Below are 14528 nucleotides of genomic sequence, written 5' to 3' on the forward strand. Positions count from 1 at the left end.
GTCGAACGGGGGATGATTCTGCGCGAGAGAGCTACCGATCCGGTATCACCCGGGTGGATGCTTCGCCCTCGTAGACTGCTCGCGTGAGTGACCTCCCCGTGCGCATCCGTCCCGAGATCGCGGCGCTGCCCGCCTACAAGCAGGGCAGGCAGGCCGGCGCCGACGTGTTCAAGCTCTCGAGCAACGAGAACCCGTTCGATCCGCTCCCGGGTGTCGTGCAGGCGGTGCAGGCGGCACACGGCTTCAATCGCTATCCGGATGCCACGGCCGCGCGCCTGCGCGCGCGCCTCGCCGAGCGGTTCGGCACGACCGACGACCACGTGCACGTCGCGGCGGGCTCGGTGTCGATCCTGTTCCAGCTCGCTCAGGCGACGAGCGGCGCGGGCGACGAGATCCTCTTCTCGTGGCGGTCATTCGAGGCGTACCCGAGCCTCGCCACCGTCGCCGGATCGACCGCGGTCACCGTGCCGAACGACGCCGACGGCCGGCACGACCTCGACGCGATGGCGGACGCCGTCACCGACCGTACCCGCATGATCATCGTCTGCACGCCGAACAATCCGACCGGGCCCGTGGTCACGCAGGCGGGGTTCGACGCGTTCCTCGCCCGTGTCCCCGCCGACGTGCTGATCGTGCTCGACGAGGCGTACGCCGAGTTCGTCACCGACCCCGACGCCGTCGACGGTGCGCGCGTGCTGGCGGCCGGGCATCCGAACGTCGTCGTGCTGCGCACGTTCTCGAAGGCGTACGGGCTCGCCGGGCTGCGGGTGGGCTACGCCGTCGGCGACCCGCGCGTGCTCGCCGCGGCGCGGTCGGCGGGCATCCCGCTGTCGGTGACGGCCGCCGCCGAAGAGGCCGCCCTCGCGAGCCTCGACGCCGAGGATGAGCTGCGGGAGCGCGTCGCCGAGCTCGCCGCGCGTCGTGATGAGCTGGCCGCGCGGCTGCGCGAGACCGGCTGGGATGTCCCCGAGGCGCAGGGCAACTTCGTGTGGCTGCCCGCGGGCGACCGCGCCCTCGAGGTGGCGGAGGCCTTCGAGGCGGCGGGGCTCATCGTGCGCCCCTTCGCCGGCGGCGGCGTGCGCATCTCGATCGGCGAGGCCGAATCGCTGGGGCACATCGTCCGCGTCGCAGCATCCGTCGCCCCGCGCTGACCCCCGCGCACCCCCAAAACGACCCACCCCGGTTGTGCCGGGTCGACGGCGGTTCGAGGCATCCGTGGTGCTCGTCATGCAGACCCGCGCATACGTGCGGGTCTACCGTGGATACATGACCCCGCCTGACGACCCGGCACTCGTGCGTGTTCTGGCCTCCGACGGGACGTTCGCGCCGACGCCCGAAGCGGAGCGCTACCTCCCCCTGATCGACGCGCTCACCGACAGCGACCTCGAGACGTTCTACCGCGACATGGTGACCGTGCGCGCGTTCGACCGGCAGGCCACCAACCTGCAGCGCCAGGGCCAGCTCGCCCTCTGGCCGCCCTCCTTCGGCCAGGAGGCCGCGCAGGTCGGCTCGGTGCGCGCGACGCGCCCGCAGGACCACATCTTCCCGAGCTACCGCGAACACGTCGTGGCGACCACCCGCGGCGTCGACCCGATCGACATCATCCGCGTGATGCGCGGGCTCACGCACGGCGGCTGGGACCCGACCGACCCGAAGAACGGCAACACGCACATCTACACCCTCGTGCTCGGCTCGCAGACCCTGCACGCCACCGGCTACGCGATGGGCCTCGCCTTCGACGGCAAGTGCGGCACCGGCGATCCCGAGCGCGACACCGCCGTCATCGTCTACTACGGCGACGGCGCCTCGAGCCAGGGCGACGTGCACGAGGCGATGGTGTTCGCGAACACCTACCGCACGCCCGAGGTGTTCTTCCTGCAGAACAACCAGTGGGCGATCTCGGTGCCCGTCGCCACCCAGTCGCGCGCCCCGCTCTACCGGCGCGCCGAAGGCTACGGCATGCCCTCGACCCTCGTCGACGGCAACGACGTGCTCGCCAGCTACGCCGTCTCGAAGCTCGCCCTCGACGAGGCGCGCACGGGCGAGGGCCCCCGTGCCATCGAGGCGATGACCTACCGCATGGGCGCCCACACCACGAGCGACGACCCCACGAAGTACCGCACCTCCGACGAGGAGCAGTCGTGGGGCCGACGCGACCCGATCGTGCGGATGCGCGTCTACCTCGAAGGACGGGGCGCCTCGGGCGCGTTCTTCGACGACGTGGATGCCCAGGCCGCCGCCGCTGCCGACGACGTGCGCGTCCGCACCAACGAGCTTGGCGGGCTCGAGGCATCCACGATGTTCGCGCACGTCTACAGCGATCCGCACCCGCTCATGCAGGAGCAGGAGCGCTGGCTCGCCGATTACGAGGCCTCGTTCGAAGGGGGTGCCGCGTGAGCATTTCGACCAGCGACACGACGAGCGCGTCGACCAGCGGCGCGACCGGCGGCGCGACGCAGACCGCCCCCGCCGCGGAGGCCGCGGTCGTGGCCATGCCCTTCGCGAAGGCCCTCAACGCGGGCTTGCGCGCGGCGATGGCCGCCGACGATCACGTGCTGATGATGGGCGAGGACATCGGCAAGCTCGGCGGCGTCTTCCGCGTCACCGAGGGGCTGCAGGCCGAGTTCGGCGACCGCCGCGTGCTCGACACGCCGCTCGCGGAGTCGGGCATCGTCGGCACCGCGATCGGCCTCGCGATGGCGGGCTTCCGCCCCGTCGTCGAGATCCAGTTCGACGGGTTCGTGTTCCCCGCGTTCGACCAGATCACCACGCAGCTGGCGAAGATGACGAACCGGCTCGAGGGCGCGGCATCCCTGCCCGTCGTCATCCGCATTCCCTATGGCGGCCACATCGGCGCGATCGAGCACCACCAGGAGAGCCCCGAGACCTACTTCGCGCACACGCCCGGCCTGCGGGTGGTCAGCCCGTCGACGCCGAACGACGCGTACTGGATGATCCAGGATGCCATCGCGTCGAACGATCCCGTGATCTTCCTCGAGCCCAAGGCCAAGTACTGGATGAAGGGCGAGGTCGACCCGAGCCAGCGCGCCCTGCCGCTGCACGCGTCGCGGATCGTGCGTCGCGGCACCGACGTGACCCTCGTCGGTCACGGCGCGATGGTCGCGACGCTGCTGCAGGCGGCCGCGCTCGCCGAGAGCGAGGGCACCTCCTGCGAGGTCGTCGACGTGCGCTCGCTGTCGCCGATCGACTACGCGCCGATCCTCGACTCGGTGCGCCGCACCGGGCGGATGGTCTACGCGCAGGAGGCCCCGGGCAACGTGTCGGTGGGCTCGGAGGTCGCCGCGACGGTCATGGAGCGCGCCTTCTTCGCCCTCGAATCGCCCGTCATCCGGGTGTCGGGCTTCGACGTGCCCTTCCCGCCCGCGAAGCTCGAGGGCACGTACCTGCCCGACGCCGACCGCATCCTCGAGGCCGTCGACCGCGCCCTCGCCTACTGACCGTCCCACCCCGACCATGCCCCCACGCGCCCCCGCCTCTTCGGCGAGAACAGGGTGGCGGCGTGGCATCCCTGAGGAGAGCGCCATGAGCACGCAGACCTTCCACCTGCCCGACGTCGGCGAAGGCCTGACCGAGGCCGAGATCGTGCAGTGGCGGGTCGCTCCGGGCGACGCCGTCGAGGTCAACGACGTGCTCGTCGAGATCGAGACCGCCAAGTCGCTCGTCGAGCTGCCGTCGCCGTTCGCGGGCACGGTCGGCGAGCTGCTCGCCCCTGAGGGCGACACGGTCACCGTGGGCGCCCCGATCATCACGATCGCGGGCGGTGCCGGTGCCGCAGGCAGCACGGGCGGCGCGGGCGACACGGCCGGCGGAGCCGCGCAGCAGGATGCCTCGGTGGGCCTGTCGGCGCACGGCGAGCCGGCCTCCCCGCCCGAGCCCGAGGGCGAAGGTGCGGTGCTCGTCGGTTACGGCACGGGCGGCGCGGTCGCCTCGCGCCGCACCCCGCGCGCGGCGCGCGGCGCCGCCGGCCGGAGCGCCGCCGTCAAGGCGTCGGTGGGCGTGGTCGCCAAGCCCCCGGTGCGCAAGCTCGCGCGCGACCTGGGCGTCGATCTGGCGCAGGTGACCCCGAGCGGACCGGCGGGCGAGGTCACGCGCGACGACGTCGTGACGCACGCCGAGCAGGCGAGCGTCTTCCGCAACATCGCGACCCCGGCGGCCCCCGCCGTGCGCGAGCACACGATCCCCGTCTCGCACGCCCCGGCGGCCGTGTCGGCGCCTGCCTCGTCGCCGGCGCCGGCGCTCGTGGAGGGCCGCGAAGAGGCGATCCCCGTCAAGGGGGTGCGCAAGGCCACGGCATCCGGCATGGTGCGCTCGGCGTACACGGCGCCGCACGTGTCGGTGTGGACCGATGTGGATGCCACGCGCACGATGGAGCTCGTCAAGCGCCTGAAGGCGTCGCCCGACTTCGCCGACATCAAGGTGTCGCCGCTGCTCATCATGGCGAGGGCGGTTATCTGGGCCGTCCGCCGCACTCCGCTCATCGGTGCCGCGTGGATCGACAAGGAGGACGGCTCGGCCGAGATCCGGGTGCGCAACTACGTCAACCTCGGCATCGCCGCCGCGACCCCGCGCGGGCTTCTCGTGCCCAACATCAAGGACGCGCAGGATCTGTCGCTGCGCGAGCTCGCCCGTGCGCTCGAGAAGCTGACGCTCACGGCACGCGAGGGCAAGACGACCCCCGCCGACCAGCAGGGCGGCACCATCACGATCACGAACATCGGCGTGTTCGGGATGGATGCCGGGACCCCGATCATCAACCCCGGCGAGTCGGGCATCGTCGCGATGGGCACGATCCGGCAGAAGCCGTGGGTCGTCGACGGCGAGGTGCGCCCGCGGTTCGTCACGACGGTGTCGGGTTCGTTCGATCACCGCGTGATCGACGGAGACGGCATGAGCCGGTTCATCGCCGACGTGGCATCCATTCTCGAAGAGCCCGCGCTGCTGCTCGACTGATCACCGGGCCCGATCAGGGCGCCTGGAAGCTCGCGGGCTGAGCGCCGCGCGCGGGCGACCGCCCTGTACCAGCGGCGCGGACGCCCCGGATCAGGCGGTCAGGTGCTCGATGAGGATCTGCGTGCCGATGCCGATCAGCACCAGGCCGCCGAGGATCTCGGCGGGGCGGCGGAACCGCGTGCCGATGCGGTAGCCGATCAGCACCGCGACGAACGAGAGCACGAAGGTCACGAGGCCGATCGCGGTGATCGCGACCCGCACATCGATGTCGAGGAACGCGAACGAGACCCCGACGGCGAGGGCGTCGATGCTCGTCGCGATCGCGAGCAGCACCACCTCGCGCGCGCTGTACGCCTCGGTGTCGTGCACGTGGCCCGGGTGCTCCGCGTCGGCCGGCGGGTCGGGCGTGAGCGCCTCCCAGATCATCTTGCCGCCGACGAGGGCGAGCAGACCGAACGAGATCCAGTGGTCGAACGGGGCGATCGCCTCGGCGAACGTCGAACCGAGCAGCCAGCCGAGAAGCGGCATGACCGCCTGCGCGACACCGAACGCCAGGCCGAACACGAGCGCGGTGCGCAGCACGCGCGAACGCAGCTGCAGCCCCTTGCCGAGGGCGACGGCGAACGCGTCGGCCGACACTCCCGGCCGCGGTCGTCGGCCGGTGTCAGCGGTCGAGGATGCGACGGGTGGAGGCCTCGGGGGAGAGGTCCAGGCGTCGCAGCAGCTGCGCGTTGAGCGCCACGACCACCGTCGACAGCGACATCAGCACCGCGCCGACCGCCATCGGCAGCACGAACCCGACGGGAGCGAGGACGCCCGCCGCGAGCGGCACCGAGATCAGGTTGTATCCCGCCGCCCACCACAGGTTCTGCCGCATCTTGCGGTACGTCGCCCGCGACAGCTCGATCACCGACAGCACCGAGCGCGGGTCGGAGCTCGCCAGGATGATCCCCGCCGACGCGATCGCGACGTCGGTGCCCGCCCCGATCGCGATCCCGACGTCCGCCTGGGCGAGCGCGGGCGCATCGTTCACGCCATCGCCGACCATCGCGACCCGCCGGCCCTCGTGCTGCAGCTCGGCGATGCGTGCCGACTTGTCCTCGGGGCGCACGCCGGCGAACACCCGGTCGATGCCCAGCGCGCCTGCGACCGTCCGGGCGACAGCCTCGGCGTCGCCCGTGATCATGACGACCTCGATCCCGAGCGCGTGCAGGGCCTCCACCGCCTCGTGCGACTCCGGCCGCACCGCGTCGGCGAGGGCGAGCGCCCCCACCACGTCGCCGTCGACCGCGACGTGCAGGATGATCGCGCCGTCGCGCCGCCACGCGTCCGCGGCATCCATCTCCACAGCTCCGATGTCGGACAGCAGACGCGGCCCGCCGACCCGCACCTCGCGCCCGTCGACCGTCGCGGTGACGCCGACCGCCGGTGCCGAGCGGAAGTCCGAGGCATCCGGCACGGCCAGGACGCGATCGTCCGCAGCGCGCACGATCGCGCGGGCGAGGGGATGCTCGCTGTCGGTCTCGGCCGCCGCGGCGAGGGCGAGCACCTCGTTGGCGGTGCGACCGGCGGCCGGTGCGATCTCGGTCACGGCGGGCGCCCCGGTCGTGAGGGTGCCGGTCTTGTCGAAGACGACGACGTCGACGGTGCGCATGCTCTCCAGGGCGCCGCGGTCCTTCACGAGCACGCCGCCGCGCGCCGCGCGCTCGGTCGCGATCGAGACGACGAGCGGGATCGCCAGGCCGAGCGCATGCGGGCAGGCGATCACCAGCACGGTGATCGTGCGGACGACCGCCGCGTCGGGGTCGCCGACGAGAGTCCAGACGGCGGCGGTGATCGCCGCCGCACCGAGCGCGAACCAGAACAGCCACGCCGCGGCGCGGTCGGCGATCAGCTGCGCGCGCGACGTGGAGTTCTGCGCCTCGCTGACGAGCCGGCGGATGCCTGCGAGCGTCGTGTCATCGCCCGTCGCGGTGACCTCGACGCGGAGCCCCGAGTCGGTGGCGACCGTCCCCGCCGTGACCGCGTCGCCGACACCGCGGGAGACCGGGCGCGACTCGCCCGTGACCATCGACTCGTCGACATCGGCCCGCCCGTCGACGACGCGCCCGTCGGCGGGCACGCTGCCACCCGGGCGGACGACGACCACGTCTCCGACACGGAGGTCCGACGGGGCGACGCGCACGACCGTATCGCCCTCCACGCGCTCGGCCTCGTCGGGCAGCAGTGCCGCGAGCGAATCGAGCGCCGACGTCGTCTGCGCGAGGGAGCGCATCTCGATCCAGTGTCCGAGCAGCATGATGACGATGAGGAGTGCGAGCTCCCACCAGAACTCGAGCTCGTGATGCAGGATGCCGAGGGTCGCGCCCCACGACGAGAGGAACGCCACGGTGATCGCGAGCGCGATGAGCATCATCATCCCGGGGCGCCGCGTGCGCAGCTCGGCGGCGGCGCCGGTGAGGAACGGCCACCCGCCCCACACGTACATCACGGTGCCGAGGACGGGCGAGACCCACAGCAGGCCCGCCGGGACGGTGTAGCCGAGGATCATCGCGAACATCGGCGAGAGCGCCACGACGGGCACGGCGAGGATCAGGTTGATCCAGAAGAGCTTGCGGAAGCGGGCGACGTGCCCCGCGTGGTCGTGGCCGCCGTGGCCGCCGTGGCCGGCGTGCCCGGCGTGCCCGGCGTGGCCGGCGTGGCCGCCGTGGCCGGCGTGGCTCGCGTCGTGCTGCCCAGCGTGGCCGCCGTGCCCGGTCTGGCCGCCGTGGTCCATCGGCGCGTCGTGGTCGTGGTCGTGTGTCGGCATCGTCATCGTCGCTCCTGCAGGGTTGTCGAGGCCCGATGCAAGCAACGGTATACCCCCAGGGCGTATTCCGCTGCACGACCCGACGTCGACTCCGCGCTCGTGCCTGTCGTGCGATTTGAGAACGATTATCAATAACGCCTAGACTGTCTTCATGACCTCGCGATTCCTCCCCGCCGCCGCGCTCGTCGCGGCCTCCGTGCTCGCACTCGCCGGCTGCGCCGGTGGCGCCACAGGCGAGCAGACCGGCGACGGCAAGCTGCAGGTCGTGGCCTCGACCAACGTCTACGGCGACATCGCCGCGGCGATCGCCGGCGACCTCGTCGACGTGCAGTCGATCATCACGTCGGTGGCCCAGGATCCGCACTCCTACGAGGCATCCGCCCGCGATCAGCTCACCGTCTCGCGCGCCTCCCTCATCATCGAGAACGGCGGCGGTTACGACGCATTCATGGACGCGATGATCGAAGGGACGGGCACGGAGGCCCCCGTCATCACGGCGGTCGAGTTCTCGCACGACTGGCCCGGCAACGCCGGCCACGACGCGGCCGACCACGACGACGCCACAGACGACGCCACCCCCGAATCCGACGCCACCGACGATCACGATCACGACGGCCACGACCACATCGAGGGCTTCAACGAGCACGTCTGGTACGACCCGCACACCATCGCGCACGTCGCGGAGGACATCGCGCACGAGCTCGGCGAGCTGGATGCCGCGAACGCGGCCACCTACCAGGCGAACTACGAGACGTTCGCCGCGGGGATCGACGGCATCGAGACGAGCCTCGACGAGCTCAAGACGCGGGTCGGCGGCCAGAAGGTGTTCGTCACCGAACCCGTGCCGCTGTACCTCACCGCCGCCGCGGGCCTCGAGAACGCGACGCCCGCCGCCTTCAGCGAAGCGGTCGAGGAGGGGCAGGATGTCCCGCCCGCGACCCTGCTCGAGGCGGTGCGCATCCTGACCTCGGGCGAGGTGCGCGTGCTCATCGTCAACGCGCAGACCGGCGGGGCCGAGACCGACGAGGTCGTGGCCAGGGCCAAGGGCGCAGGCATCCCGGTGCTCGAGTTCACCGAGCTCGTGCCCGACGGCGACACCTACCTGACCTGGATGCAGGCGAACGTGGCCGCGCTCGCGGATACGCTGTCCCGGTGACCATCGACGCCGCCCCCGAAGGCCCCAGCGCCGCGTCGCAAGGGAGCCCGGCGACCCCGCCGGTGCTGCAGATCAGTGGTGCCGCACTCCGCCGCGGCGACCGCACCCTGTGGGAGGGCCTCGACCTCACCGTCGCGCCGGGCGAGCTGATCGCCGTCCTCGGGCCGAGCGGCTCGGGCAAGACGACGCTCCTGCGCGCCATCCTCGGGCTCGAGCCGCTCAGCGCGGGCACGATCACCGCGCTCGGCGAACCCGTGCGACCCGGTGGCCACGGCCGCAAGGGTAACCGTCACATCGGGTACCTGCCGCAGGCCCGCCCGCTGCCCCGCGACACCGCGATGCGCGGCCGCGACCTCGTCGCCCTCGGCGTCAACGGGCACCGGTTCGGCCTGCCGATCACCCGACGCGCCGACCGCGAGCGCATCGACGCCCTCATCGACGCCGTCGGAGCGCGCAGCTTCGCGAACGAGCCGGTCGGGGTGCTCTCGGGCGGCGAGCAGCAGCGGCTGCGCGTCGGGCAGGCGCTCGCCGACGATCCGCGCCTGCTGCTGTGCGACGAACCGCTCACGAGCCTCGACCTCGCCAACCAGCAGGCCGTCGTACGCCTCATCGACCAGCACCGCCGCACGGGCGCCGGCGTGCTCCTGGTGACCCACGACATCAACCCGGTGCTCGACAAGGTCGACCGCATCCTCTACATCGCGAACGGCCGGTTCATGCTCGGCACCCCGAAAGATGTGCTCACCTCGCCGGTGCTCACCGACCTCTACGGGGCGCCCGTGTTCGTGCTGCGCGCCGGCGACCGGCTGGTCGTCGTGGGTGCGCCCGACGCCGAGGCATCCCACCACCACCACGACAACGAGGAGCACGCGTGAACTGGTCGGACATCGGCGACGCGATGTTCGGCGGCCTGCCGGACTACGCCGAGATCCTCGCGCTCGTCTCGAACTCCGTGTGGGCGGGCGCCGTGCTCGGGCTCGTCGGCGGGCTCATCGGCGTGTTCGTGATGCAGCGCGACATGGCGTTCGCCGTGCACGGCATCAGCGAGCTGTCGTTCGCGGGCGCCGCGGCGGCGCTCCTCGTCGGCGTCGACGTCGTCACCGGCTCGATCGTGGGCTCGCTCATCGCCGCCGCGCTCATCGGCGTGCTCGGCGCGAAGGCGCGCGACCGCAACTCGATCATCGGGGTGCTCATGCCGTTCGGCCTGGGCCTCGGCATCCTCTTTCTCTCCCTCTACAACGGGCGCAGCGCCAACCGGTTCAGCCTGCTCACCGGGCAGATCGTGTCGGTGCAGAACGCGCAGCTGGGCTGGCTGATCGTGATCTGCGCGTTCGTGCTGGTCGCCCTGCTGCTGATCTGGCGCCCCCTCGCCTTCGACTCGCTCGACCCGCAGTCGGCGGCCGCGCGGGGCGTTCCCACCGTCGCGGTCTCGCTCGGGTTCATGCTGCTGCTCGGACTCGTCGTCGCCGTCGCGGTGCACATCATCGGGGCGCTCCTGGTCATGTCGCTCGTCGTCACCCCGGCGGCCGCCGCCGCGCGCATCACGAGCGGCACCATCGCGCTGCCGCTCCTCTCGGCCGCCTTCGGTCTGGTCTCGGCGGTCGGAGGCATCCTGCTCGCCGTCATGGGCACCCTGCCGGTGAGCCCGTACATCACGACCCTCTCCTTCCTCGTCTATCTCGTCTGCCGCATCGCCGGCTCGCGGCGCGGCCGCGTGTCGCGCGCATGAGCCGGGGCGTCCAGCCCGCTCCAAGACGGTCTCGCTAGGATCTCGGCATGGCCCAGCGCAACACCTGGCAGCGCGATCGCGTGCGCGAGGCCCTCGGCGACGCCGCAGGGTTCGTCAGCGCGCAGGACCTGCACGCGACGCTGCGCCAGGGAGGCAGCGGCATCGGTCTCGCGACCGTCTACCGCACCCTCGCGACGCTCGCCGCCAGCGGCGAGGCCGACCAGCTGCAGAGCCTCGAGGGCGAGGCCATCTACCGGGCCTGCTCGAGCACCGGCCACCACCACCACCTGATCTGCCGTTCGTGCGGCCGCGCCGTCGAGATCGAGGCGCGCGAGGTCGAGGCCTGGGCGCAGCGCACCGCCGCCGCGCACGGCTTCACCCAGGCCGAGCACGTCGTCGACATCTTCGGCCTGTGCGGGACGTGCACCGCTGCGCAGGCCGCGCCCGCCCCCGTCACTGCCACTGCCGCTGCTGGCCCGCAGGGCGCCGCCGCGACGGCCGCCGCCCCCGCAGAGATCCGTGACTGAGCAGACCCTCGCCCCGCGCACTGCGCGGCTGGAGCGCGACCCTCGCCTGCGGCGGGGCGGGCTCCTCCTCGCCGGCGCGCTCGTGGTGGTCGGGCTCGTCGTGCTCGCCCTCGTCTCGCCCGGGCCGGCGCTCCCGACCCGCCTGCAGGACGGCCTGACCCTCTCGATCAGCGTGCTGATCGAGTCGATGCCGTTCGTGATCCTCGGCGTGCTGCTCTCGATCGTCGTGCAGGTGTGGGTGCCTCCGGGGATGATTGAGCGGTGGATGCCCCGCCGCGCGTGGGCCCGCCGCATGGCGCTGTCGCTGCTCGGCATGTTCGTGCCGGTGTGCGAGTGCGGCAACGTGCCGTTCGCGCGCGGCCTCATGATGCGCGGATTCACCGTGCCCGAGACCCTCACCTTCCTGATCGCCGCCCCGATCGTGAATCCCATCGTCATCATCACGACGCACCAGGCGTTCGGCTTCGACGACTGCATCCTCATCGCGCGGCTCGTCGGCGGGTTCGCGGTCGCGAACCTCATCGGGTGGCTCTACAGCAAGCACCCCGACCCCGACGCGCTCGTCACCGAGCGCTTCGCCGCGTCCTGCGAGCTGGCGAACGATCCGGATGCCACGCGGGGCCTCGACCGCGGTCGCCGCAGCCTCGCCCAGTTCGTCGTCGAACTGCGGGCCGTCATGCCGGCCCTCATCATCGGGTCGGCGCTCGCCGGGGCCGTACAGGTGCTCGTGCCGCGGTCGGCGCTGCTCGCGATCGGATCGAACCCGGCGCTGTCGATCGTCGCGATGATCGCGCTCGCGATGATCGTCTCGATCTGCTCGAACGTCGACTCGTTCTTCGCGCTCTCGTTCGCCTCGACGTTCACGCCCGGCTCGATCGCGGCGTTCCTCCTCGTCGGGCCCCTCGTCGACGTGAAGATGCTGGCGCTCTTGCGCACCACCTTCCGCACCAAGGTGCTCGTGGGCCTCGTCGTGATCGTCGTGCTGTTCGCCGTCGCCGTCGGATCGGTGGTGAACCTCTTTGTCTGAGTCGGTGCTGTCGGAGTCGCGTTCGTCTCGGTCGTCCGCCTCCGCGGTCACGTGGGGCGGCGCGCACCGCGACGCCCCACGTGTCACGGGGGCGCGCCTGCTCGGCGTGGGTCTCGCGGCGGGGCTCTCGGCCGTCACGATCGCGCTGTGGCTGAGCGGCAGCCTCGGCCTCTACATCAACCCGGAGTCGACGTGGTTCGCGGTGTCGATGGCGCTCATCGCGCTGGTCGGCTGCGCCGTGAGCTTCGCCCTCCCGCGCGGCGCCGAGAACGACCACGGGCACGATCACGGACACGCCGCCCCGAAATCGGCGGCCGGTCGTGACCATGACCACGGTCACGGTCACGACCACGCCGACCACGACCACGACCACGGCGCCCCCGCCGGGTTCTGGGGCGGTGCCGCGACCCTCACCGGAGGCATCCTCGCCACCGGCGTCGTGGCCGCGATCGTGCTGACCCCGCCCGCGACGCTGTCGGCGGAGTTGGCGATGCAGCGCGACACCGGCACGCCGCCGCTGTTCCAGGGTGCCGACACGGTCGCGCTCGCCGCGACCGGCGACACCGCGAGCTTCGGCGTCGGCGAGTGGGCGAGCGTGTTCGCGACGGCGACCAACCCCGAGGCGTTCGACGGCAACGAGGTCACCCTCACCGGATTCGCGACGCCGGCCGACGGGGGATTCGCGCTCACCCGGCTCGTCATCACGCACTGCGTCATCGACGCGCAGCCGGCGAGCGTGACGATCGCCTCCTCCGATGGCGTCGAGACGGGCCAGTGGGTCACCGTGACCGGCACGATCCGCGACGACGACGGACGGCTCGCCGTGCATCCGTCGTCGATCGAGGCGATCGACCCGCCGAAGGACCCGTATGAGTTCTGACGCGGGAACCCGGCGCGCGCGCACCCGCCGCCGGCGCTCGCGGGCGTTTCTCGTCGCGTTCGCCGCGGTGATCGCGGTGCTCGGGATCGTCGGCCTCGCCGGCGCCGCGGTGACGACGGCGCAGGGCCCGCGCGTGACGCGCGTGAGCGTCGATCCGGATGCCGCGGTCAGCGCCGCCGGGTCGCGGCTGATCTTCACCACGACGCAGTCGCTCGCCGAGGTCTCGCCCGACCAGGTGTCCGTGAGCCCCGCGACCGCGTTCACCGTGGACACGTCGGGGCGCAGCGTCGGCGTGCGCTTCGCGATGCCGCTGTGGGACGAGACCGAGTACACCGTGACCATCGCCGACGTGACCGGTGTCGGCGGCGGGGCATCCACGACCATCACGAAGAGCTTTCTGACGCCACCGCTGCAGTCGTACATCCTGCAGCGAGGCTCGGACGGCGACACGATCTTCCGCACCGACCTCGCCGGCGACGCCGCGGTGCCGGTGTTCACCGACCCGCAGATCGAGGACTTCCGGGCGACCGCCGGCTATCTCGTCGTCTCGACGATGGATGCCGACGGGCATTCGCACCTGGTCGTCACCGACCTCGACGGGCAGAACCAGCGTGAGCTGACGCTCCCCGGTGAGGGCATTCTGTCGAATCTGCAGAGCGCCGACCGCGGCAACCTCGTCGGGTACACGTTCAGCGATGCCGACGTCGGCGCGCCGGGCGCCCGGGCGAGCATCCTCTTCACGGCGTCGCTGGCCGAAGCGCAGCAGGGTGACGAGCCCACGCAGGTCACGCGCACCGGCGGCGACTCGCGCGTCGACGACTGGCGGTTCGTGCCGGGCACCGACAGCCTCCTCACGCTGACGTACGACGGCGCGCTGACTCTCGTCTCGCCCTCGGGCGGCGCCCCCGTCGCGCTGGGCAACGCGGTCGCGATCACGGGCATCGCCCGTGGCTCGACCACGGTCGTCGTCGAGCGGGTCGACGGCCCCGTCGCGATCGACCTCGCGACGGCGCAGGAGGCGGCGCTGGCGCCGACCGACAAGGCACTCGGTCGGGTCAACAGCGTCATCCCCCTCGCCGACGGGCAGACGCTGCGGGTGCTCGCGCAGCTCGACGGCTTCACCGTGCGCTCGACGACGGTGCACCTCGTCGACGAGCAGGGCGCGGCCCGCCCGGTGTTCTCGGTCGAGCCGGGCGACACCCTCATCGAGACCTGCGTGTCGCCGAGCGGGCGCTACGCCGCGTTCCTCGTCGCGCCCGACGCGGTCGACAACCCCTACGACGGTCACCAGCTGCCGCTGCCCGAAAAGATGCAGACCCACGTGGTGTCGCTCGCCGACGGCCGCGAGCAGGTCGCGCTCGCCGGCTTCGACATCTCGTGGTGCCAGACCCCGCCGCGCCTGTGACCGGGCGGGTGGGGGGCGGCCCGG

The 14528-nt window shown here is 72.2% G+C and carries 13 protein-coding genes; 11 read left to right on the forward strand and 2 right to left on the reverse strand.

The features are described from left to right. Positions 1 to 83 precede the first annotated feature (83 nt). The 4 genes from LOK55_RS02335 to LOK55_RS02350 all read left to right on the forward strand — a co-directional run bounded on the left by LOK55_RS02335 (position 84) and on the right by LOK55_RS02350 (position 4971). The gene (locus LOK55_RS02335) at positions 84 to 1151 is read left to right on the forward strand and encodes a histidinol-phosphate transaminase (protein WP_229934079.1); all 1068 of its coding nucleotides are present in this window, start codon (positions 84 to 86) and stop codon (positions 1149 to 1151) included. 115 nt (positions 1152 to 1266) lie between these two features. Then, entirely contained in the window at positions 1267 to 2397 is a 1131-nt protein-coding gene (locus LOK55_RS02340) for a thiamine pyrophosphate-dependent enzyme (protein ID WP_229934080.1), read from the forward strand. Positions 2398 to 2492: 95 nt separating this feature from the next. Beyond that, positions 2493 to 3458, forward strand: coding sequence for an alpha-ketoacid dehydrogenase subunit beta (locus LOK55_RS02345; RefSeq protein ID WP_229934225.1), 966 nt, complete (start codon positions 2493 to 2495; stop codon positions 3456 to 3458). An 85-nt stretch (positions 3459 to 3543) separates the two neighbouring features. Further along, on the forward strand, positions 3544 to 4971 hold the full coding sequence (locus tag LOK55_RS02350; RefSeq protein ID WP_229934081.1) for a dihydrolipoamide acetyltransferase family protein: 1428 nt from the start codon (positions 3544 to 3546) through the stop codon (positions 4969 to 4971). A 90-nt stretch (positions 4972 to 5061) separates the two neighbouring features. Here LOK55_RS02350 and LOK55_RS02355 read toward each other — a convergent pair whose 3' ends face one another. Together LOK55_RS02355 and LOK55_RS02360 are read right to left on the reverse strand one after the other, a co-directional pair. Further along, a complete protein-coding gene (locus LOK55_RS02355; RefSeq protein ID WP_229934082.1) occupies positions 5062 to 5610 on the reverse strand; it encodes a manganese efflux pump MntP family protein in 549 nt (182 codons plus the stop codon). Between the two features lie 25 nt (positions 5611 to 5635). Beyond that, on the reverse strand, positions 5636 to 7786 hold the full coding sequence (locus LOK55_RS02360; RefSeq protein ID WP_229934083.1) for a heavy metal translocating P-type ATPase: 2151 nt from the start codon (positions 7784 to 7786) through the stop codon (positions 5636 to 5638). Positions 7787 to 7931: 145 nt separating this feature from the next. Between LOK55_RS02360 and LOK55_RS02365 the strand changes: the two genes are divergently transcribed. The 7 genes from LOK55_RS02365 to LOK55_RS02395 all read left to right on the forward strand — a co-directional run bounded on the left by LOK55_RS02365 (position 7932) and on the right by LOK55_RS02395 (position 14504). After that, on the forward strand, positions 7932 to 8936 hold the full coding sequence (locus LOK55_RS02365) for a metal ABC transporter solute-binding protein, Zn/Mn family (protein ID WP_229934084.1): 1005 nt from the start codon (positions 7932 to 7934) through the stop codon (positions 8934 to 8936). Positions 8937 to 8938: 2 nt separating this feature from the next. Further along, positions 8939 to 9811, forward strand: coding sequence for a metal ABC transporter ATP-binding protein (locus tag LOK55_RS02370; protein WP_229934226.1), 873 nt, complete (start codon positions 8939 to 8941; stop codon positions 9809 to 9811). Then, positions 9808 to 10665, forward strand: a complete 858-nt coding sequence (locus LOK55_RS02375) for a metal ABC transporter permease (protein WP_229934085.1) — start codon at positions 9808 to 9810, stop codon at positions 10663 to 10665. The genes LOK55_RS02370 and LOK55_RS02375 overlap by 4 nt, the downstream gene beginning before the upstream one ends. 47 nt (positions 10666 to 10712) lie before the next feature. Beyond that, positions 10713 to 11192, forward strand: coding sequence for a Fur family transcriptional regulator (locus LOK55_RS02380; RefSeq protein WP_229934086.1), 480 nt, complete (start codon positions 10713 to 10715; stop codon positions 11190 to 11192). Next, positions 11185 to 12219 (forward strand): permease, encoded by a 1035-nt coding sequence (locus LOK55_RS02385; RefSeq protein ID WP_229934087.1) that lies wholly within the window; start codon positions 11185 to 11187, stop codon positions 12217 to 12219. The genes LOK55_RS02380 and LOK55_RS02385 overlap by 8 nt, the downstream gene beginning before the upstream one ends. A 97-nt stretch (positions 12220 to 12316) precedes the next feature. Continuing rightward, the gene (locus LOK55_RS02390) at positions 12317 to 13099 is read left to right on the forward strand and encodes a TIGR03943 family protein (RefSeq protein WP_229934227.1); all 783 of its coding nucleotides are present in this window, start codon (positions 12317 to 12319) and stop codon (positions 13097 to 13099) included. After that, positions 13089 to 14504, forward strand: a complete 1416-nt coding sequence (locus LOK55_RS02395; protein WP_229934088.1) for a hypothetical protein — start codon at positions 13089 to 13091, stop codon at positions 14502 to 14504. Before LOK55_RS02390 ends, LOK55_RS02395 begins: the two co-directional genes overlap by 11 nt. Positions 14505 to 14528: the final 24 nt, after the last annotated feature.

This window comes from Microbacterium sp. F2E, from assembly GCF_020905435.1.
Classification (GTDB): Bacteria; Actinomycetota; Actinomycetes; order Actinomycetales; family Microbacteriaceae; genus Microbacterium; species Microbacterium lacticum.

Bases quoted from the DNA above. Each gene is read 5' to 3' on its own strand.
- LOK55_RS02380 (WP_229934086.1), top strand. From the start codon at position 10,713: ATGGCCCAGCGCAACACCTGGCAGCGCGATCGCGTGCGCGAGGCCCTC.
- LOK55_RS02395 (WP_229934088.1), top strand. From the start codon at position 13,089: ATGAGTTCTGACGCGGGAACCCGGCGCGCGCGCACCCGCCGCCGGCGC.
- LOK55_RS02365 (WP_229934084.1), top strand. From the start codon at position 7,932: ATGACCTCGCGATTCCTCCCCGCCGCCGCGCTCGTCGCGGCCTCCGTG.
- LOK55_RS02345 (WP_229934225.1), top strand. From the start codon at position 2,493: ATGCCCTTCGCGAAGGCCCTCAACGCGGGCTTGCGCGCGGCGATGGCC.
- LOK55_RS02360 (WP_229934083.1), bottom strand. From the start codon at position 7,786: ATGACGATGCCGACACACGACCACGACCACGACGCGCCGATGGACCAC.
- LOK55_RS02350 (WP_229934081.1), top strand. From the start codon at position 3,544: ATGAGCACGCAGACCTTCCACCTGCCCGACGTCGGCGAAGGCCTGACC.
- LOK55_RS02340 (WP_229934080.1), top strand. From the start codon at position 1,267: ATGACCCCGCCTGACGACCCGGCACTCGTGCGTGTTCTGGCCTCCGAC.